The organism is Saprospiraceae bacterium, assembly GCA_016713025.1.
GTDB lineage: Bacteria > Bacteroidota > Bacteroidia > Chitinophagales > Saprospiraceae > OLB9.
In genome coordinates this window covers 141791-163324 of record JADJPZ010000003.1, presented here as the reverse complement: position 1 = coordinate 163324, position 21534 = coordinate 141791, and the positions used below count along the sequence as shown (strand labels likewise).

Genomic DNA, 21534 nt, shown 5'->3' with positions numbered 1-21534 from the left:
AATGTAAAATATTGATACAAGCGATGATGACTCCTGATTTTATGGCGAATTAATAAGCATAATGCATAAAACTTATTCCACAAACTGAGTAGTTGAAGCCAAACTTCTTATTTCTTTATTCTATGCTTCTCAATATCCCTAATTCAAGACCTCTGGTTTCTGCAAGCCCACGTAATCTTCAATATATATTTTTTAAACACCGCTAAATGCTGTAAACCCGCCATCAACGGTTATTGTTGTGCCGGTAACAAACCTTGACGAATCGCTTAATAACCAGACCAATGCACCACCCAATTCATCCGGAATCCCAAAACGTTTGAAAGGAGTCTGTCTGATCACTGATTCGCCACGGCTGGTAAAAGTACCATCAGCATTGGTTAGCAGTGTTCGGTTTTGTTCTGTCAGGAAAAATCCGGGAACTAATGCATTCATTCTGATTTTATCACCATATCTGTTGGCCAACTCTACAGCAAACCATTTATTGAAAGACTCCACCGCAGATTTCCCCATACTGTACCCCAATACTTTTGTCAATGTTCTGGGCACACTGACTGAAGAAATGTTGACAATGCTGCCACCGCCATTTTCAGCTATCTTCTTTCCGAAAATCAATGTAGGCAATACTGTACCCCATAAATTGACATCCATTGCCTTTTTCATGCCATTTATATTCATTGAAAAAAGATCATCAGCGGGCTGCAATACAGCCTCAGGTACATTTCCACCTGCAGCATTGACAAGCCCATCGATTTTTCCATATGCTTTGATGATTTTTTCGCAACAAGCTTTCAATGATGATTCATCCTGTACGTCTGCAATTAAAGCTATGGCCATACCGCCATTTTTTTCGATTTCCTTTACCCTTTCATTTGCTACAACTTCATTTCTTCCCAGTACTCCTACTTTCGCACCGGCTGATGAAAGTGCTTTTATAAATGCATGTCCTAATACTCCGGTTGCACCTGTCACAACAATCACCTTGTCTTTTAATGAAAAAGTATCTTGTTCTTTCATTTTAAATTTAGTTTACGGTTAAAAAATTTGATAGTAACAAAGTTGAACCTAAAAGAATTAAACATTTTATAAATGGAAGACTTTGCCATCTGCCATCACTTCCTGCTTCTTTTCGTCAAATGTCACTTTTTTTCCTGTTCTGACAGCGGCATTTGTCATGATAGTTGCTATAGAATGATAATATCCAGCCTCCACAGGAGCATTTGTATTCTCACGACTACGCATACATTCCATAAAGTTTCGCATGTGATTGCTGGTCAGGATATCTGAGCCTGTATTGGCAGACGCAACGACCTTGGCTGACTTTTCCACAAGTTTCATTTCAGAAAGCAAGTTGGGCTTCATACCCATGGCAGAAGCATGTCTTTCACCCAGTCCACCATTAGGTGATACCATATTGGTCATCAGATTCAATTCACCTCCGTTTGAAAAGTAGATTTCTGCAGGATTTTCATTACCATTGTGCATGCGTGATGCAAAGGTGACCTGAAATCCGGAAGTTTTGTCATTTTTAGGCCCATAGTCAAAAACTGCAGTGGTGGTATCCCAATTGGTCCGGCCATCTTTCCACATATAAATACCGCCATTAGCCACCACACTGCGAGGGTGCTTTAGTCCACTAAACCAGTGCACGGTATCTATCTGGTGGCTCATCCACTGACCTGGCATGCCAGATGAATAAGGCCAAAACAATCTGTATTCCAGATATTTTCTTGGATCCCATTTTTCAAAAGGACGATTGATGAGAAATCGTTTCCAGTCTGTGTCCTGCTCTCTGCATTTAGCGACCAGATCAGGTCTGCGCCACCTTCCAGGCTGATTGACATTCCATGTCAGTTCCACCATGGTGATGGGGCCAAACTTGCCTGACTGAATATATTCTGCCGCAGCAGTATAATTTCCGCCACTTCTTCTTTGTGATCCGACCTGAATGATTTGTTTGCTGGCTTTGACAGCTTTAAGTGCATTTCTATTGTCTTCCATGGTCTCTGCAAATGGCTTTTCTACATAGGCATCCTTTCCTGCCTTGACGGCTTCAATCGTGTGAATAGCATGCTGAAAGTCAGCCGTACTGATGATCACTCCATCGATATCTTTGAGACGATACAACTCATCATTATTTACACATTCTTTGACATCATGACCCAATTTATCCTTAAGGTGTGCGACACCTTCTTCTCTTCGCAATTTCCATATATCACTTACCGCAACAATGTCAAAATTCAACTCCTGGTGATGATGCATAAAAGATGGCAGCAAAGAATGTTTAAACCTGTCAGAAAAACCGACAACACCTAAACGAACCCGGTCATTGGCTCCTATGATATTTTTATAACTACTGGCACTAAATCCCACTGAAGTATAGATACCTGCGGCTACCATAGCGCTCTCTTTGACAAACTGACGTCTTGATGTGGACATGATTTTTATGATTTTTAATAAAGATGATTTAAATACTTATTTTATCCTGATCAGATTACCATTTCAGCTCCTTAATTTTTATACTTCTGTAAGATACTGTGTTTCCGTGATCTTGTAATAATATGTGACCTTGGGCGGCTTCCCCAAAATTTTTCCAGATGACATACTTACTGATGGCTACCAGATCTCTGTACTCTTTTGAACCTCTGATGTATTCCAAAACTTTGACACCGTTCAGATAATGTTCTACTTTGTCATTGGGATACACTATGATTCTTCCTTTATTCCATTGACTTGCCAGTTTGGTAAATCTGGGATTCTTTTCAGCCTTCATCAAATCGTATAATGAAGCCAGCGTTCTGTTGCCATCTCGACCCATTTTAGCGTCTTCGTGCAGGGCATCATCCAGTATCTGGTACTCAAGACCTATGTTTGATCCCTTAGTCTCTTCAGCCAGAGTAACAAAATATTTTACTCCGCTATTTGCCCCAGGTGTAAAATTAAAATCAAAAGATAGGTCGAATGCCGAAAATTTTTCATTTGTAACAATATCACCACCATTGGTCGATTCGCTTCCGTCACTACTCAATACTGACAATATACCATCTTTTATTTCCCAGCCTTTTTCAGGAAATGATTTTCCTTTTGCACTTCTCCATCCTGAGTTTGTCTTACCGTCAAAAAGCAATCTCCATCCGCTTTTTTTCTCAGCAGAACTTAATTGATTTGGGACAAGATTAACAGTGTAAACATTCTCTGCAAACGGTGTCGGTCTAAGGCCTTTGGTTTTGATGCGGATATTTTTAAAAAATACTTTTTTGCCTACCAATTCGGGTTTATTGACAGAATGTACCTGTAAGCCTATAAATCCTATTGGGTCTAAGGTATCAATCAAATGAGCAGCTGGAATTCCATTGACCCACGTTTTCATTTCATTGCCGATACATTCAATTTTCAAGTGATTGTATTCGTCCTTTTTGTATGCATTTTTTGCTGTTGCATTTAGGTCTATTGGGTATAACCAGTCTCTGCGACCTTCGTCATAGATACCACCCGTCCACCTTCGATGACTGGGATCCAGTTCACATTGACGGCCATAAACTTTTCCTTTTCCACCGGATGCAGTTGGGTCAAAATGACTTCTGGTCTGGATACCTGAGTTGCCTTCTGCAGCTTCCACCATCACTTCCGCTTCCAGTATAAAGTCACCATATTCTTTTTCTGTCACTAAAAATGTATTGGGCGAACCCGCAACTGTGGTACCTACTATGACTCCGTTTTCAACATTATAAGTGGCTGTTCCACCGAGAACCTTCCAGCCTGTCAGGTCTTTGCCATTAAACAGGTTTTGCCATTCCTTATTTTGGGCAAATGAAGACAAACTTACAGTAAAAAAAAATAGGACTTGTAAAGATTTCATGATGATATTTTTAACTTAATAATTATTGTTAAAAGAAATTTGATTGCGAAAAAATTTGATTTTAATTCATTGAAAATGTGTCAATTAAAATTCCAAATTTTAGCAATCAAATTTACTTTAAGTTTAATAACTTAAAATTGATAATTTAGTTCTACTTTGTTAAATTATCCGGACTTTCTGGTTGATTGGAAACTGTTGGGTTAACCCAACAGTTATGACCCAAAATAACCAATACATTTACCGGGTCCATTACATTTTGATGAAAGTGTAATTGACTTTGATTTTTGAAGGTGACAAAGTAGAATTAGTTGTTTACTGACAAATAAATCCATATTGCAATACTCTGATTTTATCAATTTTTTTGAGTCTGCCAATGACCGAATATCCGGTATAAATTTTTTTTATTAATAGCATCAAGGATCTTGGGCCCTTGATCAGGTCGTTTAAGCAAAAGCCTTTCTTTTAAATTTTTACTCCGTATTCTTTATTTAATTTCCTGGTCAGCATCTTCTTTGCTTTTTTGTTGTTTACTATTGTTTCTTTTGTCGGATCCCAAACTAATGATTTTTTTAGATTATAAGCAATAACGCCCAGGCTGCAAATTGTAGATGTTCTATGTCCTATTTCTACGTCTGCAATTGGATTATTACGGGTACGCATGCTATTAAGAAAATCAGAATAATGATTGACACTTTCAATTACATTTTTTTCACTTTGAGACATATCTTTGGTTAATATGAGAGGATTAGAGCATTCTATCTGGCCTCTTTTTAACTTCATTTCGCCTTCATCACCGATAAAATGAATGGCATTTTCCCACTCCCATTTTTCATGAGCCATGGTTACTCCATTTGTATATTCGAAAGTCAAATTTTGAAAGTCTTTACCATCAGGGTAATGGATTTTTGTCGGCCCGGAATGATCCATATTTAGTGACCATTGCACTATATCAAACATGTGAGCGCCCCAGTCAGCAAACCTGCCATTACAAAACTCCATATAATCACGCCATGCAGGATAAATATCATTGGTGATAGGAGGTGCCAGTTCCGTATGAAAAGGAGAATAACTATTTGGCCCTAACCAAGCTTTCCAATCCAAACCTTTTGGAATTTCTAATCCAGGTAAATCAAACTTTTTTGGTGGTAAGCCTACATTAACTTTTACGGATTTGATATTGCCTAAATATCCATTTCTAATTATGTTCGCAGCTTGCCTGAATTCTTTCCATGATCGTTGCATACTACCTGTCTGAGCAATTCTCTTATTAAGTCTTACTGCCTCTACCATTGCTCTTCCTTCTCTGACGGTATTAGCAAGTGGTTTCTCTACAAAAATATCTTTACCCGACTTAGCCGCATTGATAGTCATTACTGCATGTTGGTGATCCGGAGTTGCTATGATTACGGCATCTATGCTTTTATCTTCCAGCATTTGACGATAATCATTCATGATTTTAATCTCTTCGTATGTACCATAATCGGGATTTTTTTCATACAAACCTTTTATATGGTCTATTGTAACCTTTACTTTGTCCTGATATACTTCACTGAGTGCAGCAAATCTTATTTCTTTTGTCTTTAAAAAAGAACTAGACAAAATTCTACCTTGCTTTCCTCCACCTATCAGACCAAGATTTATTTTATCACTCGGTGCAAGATATTTCGTACCATCCATTTTGGTTCCACCTAGTACGAATCTCGGTACAATCATAAAGCCTGCCAAAACTGCTCCACTTTCTTTGAGAAACTTTCGCCTTTTTTTAATTTCTATCATCTTTTAATATTAAAAAAAACATCTTGTTTTGTAAATAACTTATAATTGACAATTTATTTGTTTGTCAAAGCTATAAGTCCATATTCCAATCCTCTGATTTCAGCAAGTCCTTTGAGCCTACCGATAGCTGAATATCCCGGGTAGCATTTTTTATTCAAGTCATCGAGCATTTTTGCACCATGGTCCGGCCGCATAGGAATTCTGCGATTTTCCTGATGTATTATGTCTAATATTGCCTTTACAATTTGGTAAAAGTTAGCGTCCCCTTCTAAATGATTTGCTTCATAAAAATCACCATTTTCAAGCCTTTTTGTGTTTCTCAAGTGGAGAAAATGTATTTTATTTCCAAATGCTTGGATCATATTTACCAGGTCATTGTCTGCTCTGGCACCAAATGACCCTGTACAAAAACACAGGCCATTACTGTTATAATTTGCTCCTTCCAATAAAAATTTACAATCATCTGCGGTACTTACGATCCTAGGCAATCCAAAAACAGAAAAAGGTGGGTCGTCGGGATGGATAGCCATTTTCATATTGCATTGATCCGCTACGGGACAAATCCGATTTAGAAAGTATAGAAGATTTTCCTTCATTTTTTCTTTGCTTACTTTGCCGTATTCCTTTGTTTTTTCACGGATATACTCTAGGGTAAAATTTTGAGTGTCTCCCGGCAATGCAAGTAGAAAATTGTTTTTTAATTTTTCTTTATATTCTTCTGTCAGCGAGTTATAATGATCGGCAATCCTGTCCAATTCTTCGGCACTATAGTCCTTATTCGCATTTTCTCGTTCTAGTATATGGATATCAAAAGCCTGATAATCCAGTTTTTTATAATATAATATTTCAGTACCGTCCTCTCTTTTGTATGCTACATCCGTCCTTAACCAATCCAAGAGCGGCATAAAGTTGTATGTGACGATATATACTCCCGCTCGGCTTAGATTTTTTAATGACTCAATATAATGGTCTATCAATACATCTCTATCAGGATATCCGAGTTTGATATGATCATGGACAGGCAAACTTTCGACGACTTCCCAACTCAATCCAAAACTTTCGATATATCTTTTGAATTTAGAAATGGCTTCATATGGCCAAATTTCACCGGGTTTAAATTGATGCAGGGCACTTACTACTCCTTCGCAACCTGCTTGTTTTATTTCTGGCAGTGAGACGGTATCATGGTGACCAAACCATCTCATACACTGAATCATTGAATGCATACTATCTGTTTAAAGACATTTTCTCACTTTCACTCCAACATAAAAATTTGAACATACTCTTTCTCATTAATCATCCTGTTTACTATAATTTTGTAAAAGAACAAATTTAAATGTTTTTTGACTAAAATGGCAATAGATTGCACTAATATTAATTATTAGTTATGTTTGCAAAAGATTTTGTAACCAAATGAAAGTTGGTCAACACTTGAAATCAATTTTTTTTAAAAAATGATGCCATTTGAGATTAAATCAATTTTGAATTTTAGTTTATCTGTAGCAGCGTCGAGCTGGATTTAACTTAAAGTTGTACAATGTAATATCACATGAAAGACTCAGTACACCACAACCAAAATTACTTATCCTGTTCAATATTTTTGATAATTATATTGATTCCCGCAGTCAATATGATTGCACAGAACAAAATAACAGCTACAAAATATCAATCCAAAATTGATGTCAATATCAATAATAATCTATTCACAAGTTATATTTTCTCCAATGAGGAAAAATATCCATTTTTTTTTCCTGTAAATGGCCCGTCCAATGGGAGTGTCACATCAATGAGAAATAGTAACTACCCACATCATAGTTCTTTGTTTTTTGGATGTGATAGAGTCAATGGTGGCAATTATTGGCAAGAAGGTTTGGATAGAGGGCAAATTATATCTTTGAGAGCAGATATCTTATCTTCAGACAGTACAAAAGTAATTATAGAAAATGAATGTATTTGGAGACGACCAAACGCCAATGCTCCTATAAAAGATCTTCGAAAAATTACTATAACAGCTCCTTCCAAAGATCATTATCAGATAGATTTTGAGATTACGATGGAAATGTTAATGGATGTCTCTATCTTAAAAACGAATCATTCTCTCTTTAGTGGTCGGATGGACCCTGATCTTGCAGTGACCAATGGTGGTACTATGATCAATGCCGAAGGTGAAAAAAATGAAAAAGGTACCTTTGGTAAGAAATCACCCTGGATAGATTTTTATGGCAAACGCGGTAATAAAACAGAAGGAATGGCCATCATACAACATCCTTCCAATGCGTGGTACCCTGCTCCGTGGTTTACACGTGATTATGGATTTTTTTCACCGACACCTATGTATTGGCCTGAAAACGATCAAGAAACGATAATAAAAAAAGGAGAAACCAAAAAGCTTAAATATCGTGTCATCGTACATTCCGGTGATGTGATGCAAGCAAAAATAGCAGAACATTTTGAAATTTATAAAAATAGTAAATGAAGAGGAGAACATTTATAGATAAAGCAGTAAAGGCCACTGCCATGGGTATCGTTTTACCTACGATCGTCCCATCTTATGTTTTTGGGAAAAACGCTCCTAGCAATAAGATAAACATTGGTCAGATAGGTTGTGGACGTATAGCTCGTGATCACGATCTGGCTGAGACACTAAAACATGATGTTGCCAGGATAGTAGCGGCATGTGATGTAGATCGCGATAGAATGGAAGATGGTAAAAGACTTATAGATGGTTTTTATGCTAAAAAGACAGGCAACGATAAATACATGGATACAAAAATGTATGATGACTATCGGGAGATGTTACTCAACAAAGATATCGATGCAGTATTGATAAGCACACCTGATCACTGGCATTCACAACCAGCCATGGAAGCAGCCTTAGCCGGTAAGCACATTTATTTACAAAAACCTACATCGTTGACCTTGACAGAAGGGAGACAACTTGCAAATATTGTAAAAAAGACTGGCGTAGTCTTCCAAATGGGCACACAACAGCGGTCGTCTGCCCAATTTAGAATTGCTGCAGAATTGGTCCGCAACGGTCGAATAGGAAAAATACACACGGTAAAAATAGGGCTACCAGGTGATCCATCAGGTCCAAAAGCAGAACCAATGCCAGTGCCTAAAGGGTTAAACTATGATATGTGGGTAGGGTCAGTACCCATGACACCATACACTGAAATAGGTGTACATCCGCAAAAAGGATATGATAGACCTGGTTGGTTGCGACTCGAACAATATGGCTCCGGTATGATCACTGGCTGGGGTCAGCATCATTTTGACTCTGCTGCCTGGGGTATGGATACCGAACTTACCGGACCCACTTCTGTAGAAGCGGTAGCTCAATTTCCGAAGTCAGGACTCTGGAATGTGCATGGGGATTTTATGGTAAAGGCTGAATACGCTAATGGTATATCGATGTACACAAGTGGAGGGTTTACAAATGGTATCAGGTACGAAGGTACAGAAGGTTGGATATTTGTATCACGCGGCAACTATGTAGCTTCTGCTTCTGATCCTGTCTCAATAGCAAATAGTGCTAAAGCTCTTGATGCCAGTGACCCAAAAATTCTGTCTTCTGTCATCCAGGACAATGAAATAAAATTGCAAGTCAGTGAAGAGCATCATTTGAATTGGTTGGAAGGGATAGTGAATAAAACACCGGTAATTTCACCTGTCGAAAAAGCCCATCGCGCTTGTTCTGTTTGTCTCATAAGCCATATTGCTATGAAAATTCCCGGCAAACTGATTTGGGATCCTAAACGAGAAAAATTTATGAATAGTGAAAAAGCAAATAAAATGCTAAGCAGAAGTCAGAGAGCGCCTTATGGTACGGATAAGATTTTTGCTAAAAATATGTAATAAAAATGGGAAGTAAACAATTTGACAGACGCAGTTTTTTGAAAGACACCGCCAAAGCTGCGACGGGAATGACCCTGATGACGACTTTTCCGAAAAATCTACCTTTTTCACAAGTGGAAGTTAAACCTAAAATAAATTTCTCTGTCATCAACATGAATCATGCCCATATCTATGGTATGGTAGATGCCGTGACTCGAGGTGGTGGTCAATTGGTTTCTTTTTATGCCAAGGAACCAGAGTTAATCGACGCTTTTGCCAAAAAATATCCTTATGCAAAATTGGCAAAAGACAAAAGAGAAATACTTGAAGATACGTCTATTCAGCTTGTTTTAAGTTCTGGTATCCCGGTCGAGCGTGCACCTTTGGGGATAGAAGTGATGCAGCACGGCAAAGACTACCTTTCGGATAAACCTGGCGCTATCAGCTTAAAACAATTGAAAGAGATACGAGCTGTTCAGAAAGAAACACAACGCATCTATTCGATCATGTACAGCGAACGACATGAAAATCAGGCGACTGTAAAAGCAGGAAGTTTAATAAAAGACGGAGCTATTGGTAAAGTTATTCAGACTATCGGCCTGGGACCACACCGCATGAATGTAAAATCGAGGCCTTACTGGTTTTTTGACAAGAAATATTTTGGTGGGATCATCACAGACATAGGTTCACATCAGATGGATCAATTTCTTTATTTTACAGGGTCTACAAAAGCCGAAATCGTAGCATCACAAGTAGGTAATCTAAACAATCTATCATATCCTGAATTTGAAGATTTTGGAGATGCTATGATCAAAGGCGATCAGGGAACTGGATATGTGCGAGTGGATTGGTTTACTCCGGATGGACTCAATACCTGGGGAGATGGTCGGTTGACAATTTTGGGCACCGATGGCTACATAGAATTGCGTAAATACGTAGATATTGCTGGCCAAAAAGGTGGAAACCACCTATACTTAGTCAATCAAAAAGAAACCCGATATATTGATTGCAATAAGGAACCATTGCCTTTTGGTGAATTATTCGTTAATGATATTATAAACCGCACCGAAACGGCTATGAATCAGCATCATTGCTTTTTAGCTACTGAACTGGCTTTGGTAGCCCAGAAAAAAGCGAAAAGAGTCAATAGTTCTAATGTTTTGTCACGATAATTTATTAATCGGATTCCTTCCTTCTCGAATTGTTATGCCCGACCTTTCAAGATCGTTCAAACCTGCATTTTTTTATCGCCTTGAATATCATTTTCATGAGCTAAATAGGGCCGGCTGGGTTCTTATTAAATTATTGATTATCAATTTAATATAAATTTATTTAGGATTGCCAGAGAGCAGTTTTTTGTGCGTTTTTGTAAAAACATTTGCACGTGATCTTGGCTTGCCCTATGCGGGCGGCAGTTACTATTTTGCATCTTTTGCTCTCACATATTCCTTTGGAATGCTTACCCAGAAAAAAAGTAACCAAAAAACGCTAGTTCAAAAAAAGGTAACTGAATGGTGCGGCTTCGCTGCATTTGAGTGATACGAAATCACTCAAAAATGAAGGCACTGATTTAAACTTAAATCAGCTAGGTGTCATAATGTTCATTTCCGACCTGCCCACCCCTTTCGGGTTCCTTCACTTCTCGCATTGTCATGGCCCACCCATCCGTTTCACGGTTCTCTACGTCAAAGGCACATGCCTTTGGTACTTTGTACTTTACTTCGTTCAGCTTACAGGATCGTTCAGTCATGCATTATTCTATCGCCTTAATTATCAATCGTTTAACTTTAATGTTCTACTTTGGCGATAGACGCACTTTTCCTACCCATCCGCAAGCGGTTCACTCCGTCAAAGGCTCATTGCCTTTGGTGCCATGCACTTCACTCCGTTCATATTCACTATCGCTTGTTTTTTGAACGGATCCATTGCTCACCAAATTTCTAAAATTAGTCAATTTTGAAATATTCATTAGACCCTAAATATATTCTGCTGTGGCGATAGACGCACTTTTTACTCTCTACTCACCATCGCTGGTTTTTTTAAACGAAATCACACACCAATAGCTGTCTCTAAATTGAAAGATTTGACTTATTTAGCGGAAGTCTATATTTTTATTTTAAAAGTATGCTTTCCCCCGTTAACTTCAATTTCCTTATAAGGTAATACAATCAAAGCTTTGCTGTTGGCAGGAATAATTACTTTTAGCTCAATGACAGCCCCTTTTCGCTGCCATTCAGAAGCAATCAAACCGTTGACCGACTTATGAGAAGCTTTCACAAATGACAGATCATCAATAAATGAAGGTTTAATGACAATTTTTTCGAAAGCAACGGCATTATTTGCAATATTAATGCCTGCAAGCGATTTTATCATCCAGGCACTAACGCTTCCCATCGATGGATGATTCAATGATGCATCACCAATATTTTTGGTGATATCCCATGCCTCAAACAAAGATGTAGCTTTCCATTTTTCGATCCAATAACCATATGATGGTAAGGTGGTTTTTGTGATGAGTTGATACATGACATCATTATAGCCATAATCTGACAGGACTTGCGGAATGACTGCACTTCCAATAAAACCGAAGTCTAAACTATAATCATTATCGCGAATGGTTTTTGCCAATTTTTCCGCAAGTCTTTTTTCATATTCTTTAGGAACTATACCCATATATAGTGGGAGTGCAAAAGAAAGTTGGGTCTTATTAGCATATGAAATACTATCAACGTTAAAAAAAATGTCATTTATATTCTTCTTCATCTTATCCGCTTTAGTCAGATAATAATCAGCATCACCTTTGTTGAGTAAGGTACACATTTTAGCCATTTTTATACAATCATCATAATAGTAGCAAGATGTCATAAAATCAACCGGAGTTATTGATTTATAGTACAACCAATCTCCCAAACCTTTGGTCAGCAAGCCTTTGCTATCCCTACAACTATCAAGAAATACCAAATATTTTTTGCAGGTTTCATAAATAGCAGCATAGGGTTTTGTATCACCATAATACGTATACAATAAATCAGGAACAATAAATATGGCAGCATCCCATATAGGTCCAGCCCAATTTGAGTCCCAATTCCAAGACGTGGGTACCACTCCGGGGACATTTCCATTTGGTTCTTGTGCATCTACCATATCATTCACCCACTTGCTGTAAATATTCCTGCTATTATAATTTAGCATTCCTGCTTCCTGCACCATAAAACCATCTGCCATCCACCCGTTTTTTTCGCGATGAGGACAGTCAGTCGGGATACCAAATAAATTGGCGAGATATGACCTCTTACAATTGTCATATATTTTATTCAACAACCCATTAGAGCAAGAAAAACTTCCAATGGAATCTACCAGTGAATGAAGCACCACACATTCTATACTATTGGTATTCAGGTTGATAGGTACTTCTGAGGTAACTTCTACATATTGAAAGCCATGGTAGGTATAAGGTGGTATATATACTTCCATGCCCTTCCCTTTTAAAATGAATTCATCGCGCTGAATTACTTTTTCATTTGGAAACACGCCACGCAAATGCATATTAATATTGGACTGATCCAACCTTCCGATGCTATCAAGCCACTCACCGTATCGGATGGTTATTTTGGTTCCTGCCTTTCCCTTTACTTTTAGCTTAACTACACCGGCTATGTTTTCACCCATCGTATAGACATAGGTGTTTGGGTTTATCTTTCTCATTTGAACCGGCTTAAATATTCTGGAAACACCTATTTCAGGCATCATTTGAGATTGAATAATGGGTGCGGGAGATTTGGTTAGGGTAACACTTTTCCACTTTGTATCGTCAAAATTCTTACTATGCCACCCAAGTTGTTCCAGTCTGGCATCATACGTGGACCCTACATATAGATTGTCATACAGCAAAGCCCCTGTTGAAGTCTTCCATGTTTTATCACTCGAAATAATTTCTTGTGTTCCGTCACTATACTTAACATGCAGCTCACATATCATTTGTGGTCTTGCTCGCCAGGGAGCTAAATTGTAGTTCCAAACGGTAGGGGTTTGATTATTAAACCATCCGTTTCCCAATTCAGTTGCTATTACATTGTACCCTTGACTTAGTTGTTTGGTCACATCATAAGTTAAATACAACACCCTTTTGGAATAGTCCGTGTATCCCGGATTTAGTGTTCCAACTCCCACTTTAGAGCCATTCAAAAAAATGGAAGAATAACCCAAACCGGCAATGTACATCCGCGCGGAGATGGGTTTAGATTTTAGCTTAAAAGTTTTACGAAACAAAGGAGCTGGTCTGAATTCTTTATCGTGTCCGTCGGTAATCCATTGCGCTTGCCAACCTGATTTTCCCTGTAATTTGGCAGTTTCAAACCACTCCACCTTAGAAACCATGCCTTTGTGGTCATTTCTGCCAAAGACCGTAACAACCCAATAATACCGGGTGTACGAAACCAATTTGGGAATGCTTAGTGTGACTCCTTGACTCTCTGAAGTAGTGATACCCGAGTCATATATATCCGGCTTTCCTTTTGTCAATAGTGCGGGAAGCGTTGCCACCATTACTCTATATCCTGATTGTAAACCAGGTTTTTCATTTACATCAGCCTCCCAATTAAAGCGAAGGGAAGTAACATCTATACCGATTGGATTTTTAGTAAATTCACAACGGAGATGAAGAGGCTGAGCTTGTATATTTGTACACAAGGAAACAAATAAAAAAGCTGAGAAGATTATTGTATTTTTCATACAGGTTTGGTGAATGATTAAAGATATGTTTAAATTTTTATGTTGAAGGGAAAGTGATGAAATATATTTTTTGAAAAGATGACTTAGTGGTCTTGTCAATGACGAGAATCGAGTAAACAACTATACTCGATAACGAACGAACTGCGATAGCTGCCCATGCGATCAAAGGTTTAATAGGTTCCTTTCATTAAATCTTGATGTCTATCACGATTTAACTTCGCATCATTCAGTCAGGCTCGCAGCGAATACAGAATATAACCAGTCAAGACGATTTTGTAAAAAAATGACTTGACTGGGATAGAAACGTCCCGAAAGTTCAAGTATAGCTTGACGAGTTACGGCGAAAAATATAACTCTGGCTTAAATTTAATTTGCAACTTGGAGACAAATGTTAAAAGTTTAAACATACTCACAATATAGATTTTAAGGTATTAAGCAAATAATTTATTACACAACATATATAAATTAAGTACCATAAAAAAGCCGTTGAAAAGACAGGCATATAAATTTATTGGATAAATCATTTCAAGGGACTTCAAAAGTCCTTCCATTTTAAGGATGACTGAATGGTTGCAAAGCAAATTGAGTGAACGATTTCACTCAATAATGAAGGAACCACAAACGTCGGCTTGTGGACACATTTAGGATGGGTAAATCTGGAGGAATTTTTCGACATGGCCAAGTAGAAATTGGGTCAAACCATGAATAAAAAAAGCGGTAAAAATATTTACCGCTTTTGTGTTGGGAGACTAATGGGACTTGAACCCACGGCCCTCGGAACCACAATCCGATGCTCTAACCAGCTGAGCTATAGCATCCGTAATAAATTGGAGTCGCAAAGGTAGAAAATTTCTTTTAATGTAAAGAAGTTGGGTAGTCAAAAAAATAAAAATTTTAAATTAGCTTTCATGATATAATTTGCTTCTCGAGACCTGTTACATGGCATTGAGTGATTAATATATTTAATTAAAAATAATTTATTCTAAATTTCCGATAACAGTATTTTCCCAATATTACTATATTTGTGCCCTAACTAAGCATAAAAGCAAAATATTGAAATCTTTAAGTACTGAAGATTATTCATCGTTAATGTGGTCCAGTCCCGATAAAGCATTGGAATACATCTATGACAATTATTATGAAAAGTTATGTAATCTTGTTTATAGAATTACTAAAGATAGTGTTGTATCGGAAGATATTGTTCAGGATGTTTTTTTTGAAATTTGGCGTAAAAGAGATGAAATATTCATTAACTCATCACTGGAAGCTTATCTCAGGAGATCTTGCAGAAATAAAACACTAAATTATATCAGAAGTAATAATTTGCATTGGGAGGATGAAAGTGAGCTTAATGAGCAAATAGATACAGGATTTACTGCAGAAGAATACCTCGCCGCTGATGAATTACAACACAGAATAAACAAAGTAATTGGTAATCTGCCTGAAAAATGCCGTTTGGTGTTTGCCTTAAGCAGATTTGAAGAGATGAGTTATTCAGATATTTCCAAAGAGTTGAATATTTCTGTAAAAACTGTAGAAAATCACATTTCCAAAGCTCTAAAGGTATTAAGGGAAAATATTTATAACAAAAATGAAATCTAATAGGGGTGAAAATCTTAATTTGTGTCTTTAATATAGAAATGTTTAAGAAATGAGTAATAGTCGTGAATTAACTTCTATACATCGGTACTTATCTGGTGAAATGGGCGAAATAGAAGCAGCTGAATTTAACATCTGGGTCAAAGCTGACGACAGAAATCATAAGATTTTCTCTCAAGTTTCGGCTATTTGGACAGCATCGTCTTCTTTACCTTTAAAAAAATTTGATACAAAAGAAGCATTAATTAGACATAAGTCCTTATTAGATAATGAAATAGAAGTATTAAATGGCGTTAAAGATCTTCCATCATCCATTGAATTAAAAAACCAATCAAAAATATATTCACTTTCCCCCTTACTTGCCATTGCGGCATCTTTTATCTTATTACTAGCTGCATGGTTTATAATTGTTAATAGTAACGGAAAGATTTACGATTCTGAACAATCATCGATCGCCGCACTTGAAGATGGATCGAAAGTATGGATGAAAGAAGGGTCAAAAATTGAGTTCAAAGAAAAATCTAACAGCAGACTTATAGAATTACAAGGGAAAGCTTATTTTGAAGTAGCCAAAGACGATCAAAAACCACTTACAGTCATTGCAGATGGTTTGGAAGTACGAGTAGTAGGTACTATTTTTACCGTCGACTCAAAGGAAAAAGCCGTTTACGTAAAAGAAGGCATCGTTGAAGTATATTATAATGATGAGCAACAAAGGCTGATTGCCGATCAAATGGTACATGTTCAGCAAGGTGCACTTTCCGATGTTAAAAACTTGAATTTTTATAATTCGGGATTATGGTTAAATGAGAGTTTGTCATTTACCAAGACCCCTTTTGATGCAGTAATAAAAGATGTGTCAGATTTTTTTGCAGTAAAGTTTGAAATACCTCAAGGCAGAGATTGGAGCAACTGTACCTTTACATCAGGATCTCTTAAAAACAGTACTTTGGATGAAGTCATCACTACACTCAAACTCACCTATGAGTTGGATTGTGTAAAAATTGAAGATAAGCGCTTCAAGATTTCGAAGGTGAAGTGTAGGTAATATATTTGGCAGAGTTTTTGTACCTTTGTGTGTTATAGGTATAAACTGAGAAACTTTGTTTAGAAACGTTTCATACGTAGTTTTTTTTATTTTTTTTGCATTTGTTGTAAAAGGACAGGTACGTCCTGATGCAATAAATATTTCCTATTCAGCTTATCAAAAACCACTTTACATAGTTTTAAGAGATCTTTCTTCCATCTCAGGAGTGAATATTGTATTTTCTGACTCACGGATACCTTCAGAAAAAAAAATCAATATTAATGCAAAAAATGAAACTATAGGAACAATTCTGACTGTTATACTGGATGATTACGACCTTACATACCAAATTGTTGGTAATCAGTTAGTTGTTGTAAAAAACGAGAGTAAATACACCCTCGGTGAGATTAGGATTTATGGTAAAGTGAGAGATAAGCTTTCCGGAGAGTACCTGATAGGTGCCAATGTATTTTTGCACGACCGTCAAAGGGGTACATCTACCAACGAAACAGGAAATTATTCTATAAAAATAGACAAACAACGTCATAGGATTCATTTTACGTATCTGGGATACAAATCTCAAATTGTGGAGTTCAATGCATTAAGGGATACTATGTTAAATATCACCCTTCAGCCAGATGGTCTGTTGAATGAAATTGTGATATTGGACGACCTTATGGAAGAAGTGCATGAACAACCAGCGGATCAACAAAACCTTCACATTGACAAAATAAGGTCTTCCAACCATCTTGGGGGAGAAGCTGATTTATTCAGGTATCTTGCTTCTCAATCCGGAATAAGTACAGCTGCTGAAGGTATAGGCGGTCTCAATATCCGCGGTGGATCTGCAGATCAAAATCTTGTACTTCTTGATGATGTACCAGTATATAACACTGGACATGCGCTTGGAATATTTTCAGTATTCAATTCTGATGCGATCAAAAGTGTGAGCTTGTATAAAGGTGGAATACCTGCAAGATATGCCGGTAGGTTATCTTCAGTAATAGATGTTCATACTCGTGATGGAAATTTTCAGAAACTCAAAGTTAACGCCAATTTGAGTACCATTGCTATGAGTGGTACCATAGAAGGACCTATCATCAAAGATAAAGGTAGCTTTATAATTTCTTGCAGACGCACATTTATGGATGTATGGATAAAAGAATTAACAAAGCAGATTAACAGAGGAAATAACAAAGTCGGAAATGCCAATTATTTTTTTGGTGACATCAATGCTAAAATGAATATCAGACTCAATAAGAAAACCAGGCTTTTGTTACAATCGCTTCACAGCAATGATGAATTTAGTAATGACATCAAATCTAAACCCGACGAGCTACGAGAAGAAAATACAAATTTGATAAATTGGGGCAATAGCCTTTATTCAATTCGTTTGCACAGAGATTGGGGAAAGTCACTTTTCTCCCGAACAGTGGCTTATACTACCAACTATAACTTTGAAAGTTATAAGAATAACCTTTTTGGGACTAAGAAAATTCATCAGGATTCTATTATTTTCAATGCTTCACTTTATGCATCAAAAATAAATGAATCAGGATTAAAACATGAGTTTGACTGGATGGTTTCGCACAATCACAGATTAAAATTAGGAGTCAACTACCAATCAAGAAGTTTTGCTCCTTTGGCATTGGCAGTTTCTGAAAGGGATATCTCCAAGGAACCAAGTAGGGAATACTTGCGCTCACTTAGAACTAGTAATGGTGGTGGCGGGGATGAAGTCAATATATTCACTGAAGACAATATTTCACTTGGTAGCGGTGTTCAGATGAATGTGGGATTAAATTACTCACTATTAATTTCAGCAGATGATAATATGTATAGCGCTCTCCAACCCAGGTTTGCATTATTGGCAGATGGCGAAAACGTTCATTTCAAGATTGGAGCATCTAAAATGCAACAGTTTATCCATTTATTGACCAACAGTGGACTGGGATTACCAGCTGATGTCTGGCTCCCTTCATCCAATATACTCGCGCCACAAACATCTTGGATTTTTAATACTTCATTTGGATACAGACTTAATTCAGGACTCCGTTTTGGGGCAGAAGTGTATTATAAATCATTCAAAAATATTTCAAGTTTTAAAGAAGGAAGCGATATAGATATCAGCTCAGAAAATGATTGGGAGTCTGAAGTACCTGTTGGAAAAGGCAACGCTTATGGTTTTGAAACTTATTTCGAAAAAGTTTATGGAAAGACGCTATTCAATGTAAATTATACTTACTCTATTTCTGATAGATTGTTCTCTGATCTAAATAATGGTAATATTTTTCCCTTCAATTTAAACAGAAATCACAGCTTAAAATGTTCATTTAATTACAGGATTTCACAGTTTACTGAGTTTTTGGTAAATTGGACATATCAGACAGGAAACTACTTTTCAAAACCATTGAATGTAACTTTTAATACATCTACAAATCCTATTGTAATTTTTCCTGAAAAGAATAATGCTTCTTTTGCTCCATTCCATAGGCTGGACGCAGGTTTTAGTTTATATAACAACTATAAGTGGGGTAGAACAAAATTATTTATTGGAATTTACAACGCTTATAATCGCAATAATCCTTTTTATACTGATCTCGTACGCGATCCCAAGAATGAGGGCAGGTATGAATTCAGGCAGTTTAGTCTTCTCACTGTGTTGCCTACCGTAAGTTATAGTATATCCATTTGATAAAAGTAAACCTTCATACCAAACAGGAGAAAATTGATTTCTAAAATTTGTAATCCTAATTATTTAATTTACAATACATTATGATATAAATTTTTCACATAATATTTTCTGTTCACATAAAGATATCAAAAATAAAAAACAATTGTACAAATTGTGACAATTCGATATTTTTTAGTCATATTTGTGGCTTTAAAATTTGGAAAATTATTAGAGTTTTACTTTACATAACATTTTTTACCTTTTGTATTACTTCCTGCATTGAAGACTTTCCGCTTCAATCAGAAAGTGATGTTATGAAATTGTTTGTTGTTTGCGAAATGACTGCCGGACAGGACATTATTGCTGATATTACTTTTACCGGGGACACAAAAGGTGTATCACCTAGCCAAATAATGAGACCGGATACATTTGATTTTTCAATTTCAGAAGGAGAAAAGGATTTTGGCATTCCTTTTCAATATGATAAAGCGATCAAAAAATTTGTAATTAAAAGGGAATTACTACAACTTGTCACAGGAGAAAAGTATAAGTTCAGGGGTATTGGGATCACTAAAAATCTTGGTGAGCCAGTGATTACAATTCCTCAAAGTCTCAAAACAGATACAGTTATCGTTAAAAACGTCATCAGGTCGATCGTCGATGGTAAACATTTGACTCAACTGGAATGCGAGATCAAAATTGCCAAACCAGTAAATAATCAGTCTTACTTTTATATCATACCTGTCAATGAAACCAAGAATACATATCAGGTAAAATCTTTTCTTAAAGACCACTCGGCTTGTAAACGGTTAAAAAACAAACCTGGGTTTTTAGTGGATTATTCCCGTGTATCGGATGACAATATCGCATTAATTTTAGAAATTTCAGACGATAAAGAGTCATCACAAGTTGCTTTTAGTTTATTAAATACTTCAAAATCTTTCTACGAGTATAACTACTATATGTCCAATAACACAGGGTCTCTTACCAATGAATCCCCTCCAATTGCAGCTTTTAACATCAAGACTGAGAAGGCATATGGGTCTTTTAGTGCCAAATCTATGACGCAAACAGTTGTCAGATTTAAATAAAACTCCCTTTTTCTTATAGCCTGTTTGAGTTTTTATTTTATTGAAAATGAAAACATTTGTTGCAACCTTAGTCGCGGTGAGGACTCTTATTTGCCTGTAATTGAACAAAATAGCTTCGCCTTTTAAGGTTGACAATTACTCCACAATTAATGAAAAAATTAAAATGTAAAATATTGTACATTTCATATAGGGGGATTACCTTGAAATTGTGTCATTGTATTGTACCATATCACACATTTTTTATGCAACAGGTAGAAATAATTGAATCTATTGAAGATTTCCCGGTAGCGGCATCATTGACAAAAAATGAATTGAGTTATTTGGTCGAAGAAGGTGATCTGAGAGTGATTAATAAATTAGATTTTGTTTTCAGACAAGGAGAAGATAGTGATGAAATTTATTTTTTACTCAAAGGTTCAGTAAAAGTTACATCCAATATAATTGAAGGTAGAGAAGTTATTAAAATGATCTTACATCCCAAGGCATTGCTGAGTGAGCAAAGTTTTACAGGAGAAAGTATTCATACCAATAATGCCATATCAATGTCTGTTGACACTACAGTCTTAGCCGTTAAAATTAACATAATCAAAGAGCTTATTAGAAGAAATTCTAATTTTTCAATAGACCTTATAGCGTTTTTAAGCAAAAAATTAAAGTATACTGAAGACCGGTTAGAGTCATTGGCATTCAATGATGCCAGGGAAAGAATCATTCAGTTTTTGAGAATCAATGCCCAGTCTTTTGGGCAAACGATAGGATTTGAAATTTTGTTAAAACATGATTTTACACAGCAAGATATAGCAAATTTTACAGGGACATCCAGACAGACAGTTACAACAGTATTGAATGATTTGAAAAAACACAATCAAATATATTTTAAGCGCAAATCTATACTCATCAGAGATATTGAAGCTTTGAGCTGATTATATAAATTGAACATAAC

Annotated in this window: 15 protein-coding genes and 1 tRNA gene; 8 read left to right on the top strand and 8 right to left on the bottom strand. The window is 36.6% G+C overall.

The features are described 5' to 3' along the window. Window positions 1-192: 192 nt before the first annotated feature. The 5 genes from IPK35_03775 to uxuA form a co-directional block, all read right to left on the bottom strand. Window positions 193-1014 carry an SDR family oxidoreductase gene (locus tag IPK35_03775; GenBank protein ID MBK8052405.1) on the bottom strand — a complete coding sequence of 274 codons (822 nt, stop codon included), beginning with the start codon at window positions 1012-1014 and terminating at the stop codon, window positions 193-195. Between the two features lie 66 nt (window positions 1015-1080). Next, window positions 1081-2436, bottom strand: coding sequence for a Gfo/Idh/MocA family oxidoreductase (locus IPK35_03770; protein MBK8052404.1), 1356 nt, complete (start codon window positions 2434-2436; stop codon window positions 1081-1083). A gap of 55 nt (window positions 2437-2491) precedes the next feature. Continuing rightward, window positions 2492-3856 (bottom strand): DUF1080 domain-containing protein, encoded by a 1365-nt coding sequence (locus tag IPK35_03765; protein MBK8052403.1) that lies wholly within the window; start codon window positions 3854-3856, stop codon window positions 2492-2494. 462 nt (window positions 3857-4318) lie between these two features. Further along, the gene (locus tag IPK35_03760; GenBank protein MBK8052402.1) at window positions 4319-5632 is read right to left on the bottom strand and encodes a Gfo/Idh/MocA family oxidoreductase; all 1314 of its coding nucleotides are present in this window, start codon (window positions 5630-5632) and stop codon (window positions 4319-4321) included. A 53-nt stretch (window positions 5633-5685) separates the two neighbouring features. Continuing rightward, window positions 5686-6837, bottom strand: a complete 1152-nt coding sequence (gene uxuA, locus IPK35_03755; protein MBK8052401.1) for a mannonate dehydratase — start codon at window positions 6835-6837, stop codon at window positions 5686-5688. Between the two features lie 344 nt (window positions 6838-7181). On the opposite strand from uxuA, the gene IPK35_03750 reads away from it, so the two are divergent. The 3 genes from IPK35_03750 to IPK35_03740 are packed head-to-tail and all read left to right on the top strand — an operon-like array spanning window position 7182 to window position 10641. Continuing rightward, window positions 7182-8108, top strand: a complete 927-nt coding sequence (locus IPK35_03750) for a PmoA family protein (GenBank protein MBK8052400.1) — start codon at window positions 7182-7184, stop codon at window positions 8106-8108. Beyond that, window positions 8105-9490, top strand: coding sequence for a Gfo/Idh/MocA family oxidoreductase (locus IPK35_03745; GenBank protein MBK8052399.1), 1386 nt, complete (start codon window positions 8105-8107; stop codon window positions 9488-9490). The genes IPK35_03750 and IPK35_03745 overlap by 4 nt, the downstream gene beginning before the upstream one ends. A gap of 5 nt (window positions 9491-9495) precedes the next feature. Beyond that, window positions 9496-10641, top strand: coding sequence for a Gfo/Idh/MocA family oxidoreductase (locus tag IPK35_03740; GenBank protein MBK8052398.1), 1146 nt, complete (start codon window positions 9496-9498; stop codon window positions 10639-10641). A gap of 413 nt (window positions 10642-11054) precedes the next feature. On the opposite strand, the gene IPK35_03735 is transcribed toward IPK35_03740, so the two are convergent. From IPK35_03735 to IPK35_03725, 3 genes are all read right to left on the bottom strand, one after another. Beyond that, window positions 11055-11219, bottom strand: coding sequence for a hypothetical protein (locus IPK35_03735; protein MBK8052397.1), 165 nt, complete (start codon window positions 11217-11219; stop codon window positions 11055-11057). Between the two features lie 353 nt (window positions 11220-11572). Further along, a complete protein-coding gene (locus IPK35_03730; GenBank protein ID MBK8052396.1) occupies window positions 11573-14200 on the bottom strand; it encodes a family 78 glycoside hydrolase catalytic domain in 2628 nt (875 codons plus the stop codon). A gap of 743 nt (window positions 14201-14943) precedes the next feature. Then, window positions 14944-15019: transfer RNA gene (locus IPK35_03725), tRNA-His, on the bottom strand. A gap of 234 nt (window positions 15020-15253) precedes the next feature. Between IPK35_03725 and IPK35_03720 the strand changes: the two genes are divergently transcribed. From IPK35_03720 to IPK35_03700, 5 genes are all read left to right on the top strand, one after another. Next, complete coding sequence (locus IPK35_03720; GenBank protein MBK8052395.1) at window positions 15254-15802, top strand: RNA polymerase sigma-70 factor; 549 nt, start codon at window positions 15254-15256, stop codon at window positions 15800-15802. A 49-nt stretch (window positions 15803-15851) separates the two neighbouring features. Further along, on the top strand, window positions 15852-16847 hold the full coding sequence (locus tag IPK35_03715) for a FecR family protein (protein ID MBK8052394.1): 996 nt from the start codon (window positions 15852-15854) through the stop codon (window positions 16845-16847). A 55-nt stretch (window positions 16848-16902) separates the two neighbouring features. Next, the gene (locus tag IPK35_03710) at window positions 16903-19521 is read left to right on the top strand and encodes a TonB-dependent receptor (protein MBK8052393.1); all 2619 of its coding nucleotides are present in this window, start codon (window positions 16903-16905) and stop codon (window positions 19519-19521) included. 89 nt (window positions 19522-19610) lie between these two features. Next, a complete protein-coding gene (locus IPK35_03705; GenBank protein MBK8052392.1) occupies window positions 19611-20591 on the top strand; it encodes a DUF4249 family protein in 981 nt (326 codons plus the stop codon). 242 nt (window positions 20592-20833) lie between these two features. Next, a complete protein-coding gene (locus IPK35_03700) occupies window positions 20834-21514 on the top strand; it encodes a Crp/Fnr family transcriptional regulator (protein ID MBK8052391.1) in 681 nt (226 codons plus the stop codon). Window positions 21515-21534: the final 20 nt, after the last annotated feature.

Bases quoted from the DNA above. Each gene is read 5' to 3' on its own strand.
- IPK35_03775 (MBK8052405.1), bottom strand. From the start codon at position 1,014: ATGAAAGAACAAGATACTTTTTCATTAAAAGACAAGGTGATTGTTGTG.
- IPK35_03770 (MBK8052404.1), bottom strand. From the start codon at position 2,436: ATGTCCACATCAAGACGTCAGTTTGTCAAAGAGAGCGCTATGGTAGCC.
- IPK35_03765 (MBK8052403.1), bottom strand. From the start codon at position 3,856: ATGAAATCTTTACAAGTCCTATTTTTTTTTACTGTAAGTTTGTCTTCA.
- IPK35_03760 (MBK8052402.1), bottom strand. From the start codon at position 5,632: ATGATAGAAATTAAAAAAAGGCGAAAGTTTCTCAAAGAAAGTGGAGCA.
- uxuA (MBK8052401.1), bottom strand. From the start codon at position 6,837: ATGAGATGGTTTGGTCACCATGATACCGTCTCACTGCCAGAAATAAAA.
- IPK35_03750 (MBK8052400.1), top strand. From the start codon at position 7,182: ATGAAAGACTCAGTACACCACAACCAAAATTACTTATCCTGTTCAATA.
- IPK35_03745 (MBK8052399.1), top strand. From the start codon at position 8,105: ATGAAGAGGAGAACATTTATAGATAAAGCAGTAAAGGCCACTGCCATG.
- IPK35_03740 (MBK8052398.1), top strand. From the start codon at position 9,496: ATGGGAAGTAAACAATTTGACAGACGCAGTTTTTTGAAAGACACCGCC.
- IPK35_03735 (MBK8052397.1), bottom strand. From the start codon at position 11,219: ATGACTGAACGATCCTGTAAGCTGAACGAAGTAAAGTACAAAGTACCA.
- IPK35_03730 (MBK8052396.1), bottom strand. From the start codon at position 14,200: ATGAAAAATACAATAATCTTCTCAGCTTTTTTATTTGTTTCCTTGTGT.
- IPK35_03715 (MBK8052394.1), top strand. From the start codon at position 15,852: ATGAGTAATAGTCGTGAATTAACTTCTATACATCGGTACTTATCTGGT.
- IPK35_03700 (MBK8052391.1), top strand. From the start codon at position 20,834: ATGCAACAGGTAGAAATAATTGAATCTATTGAAGATTTCCCGGTAGCG.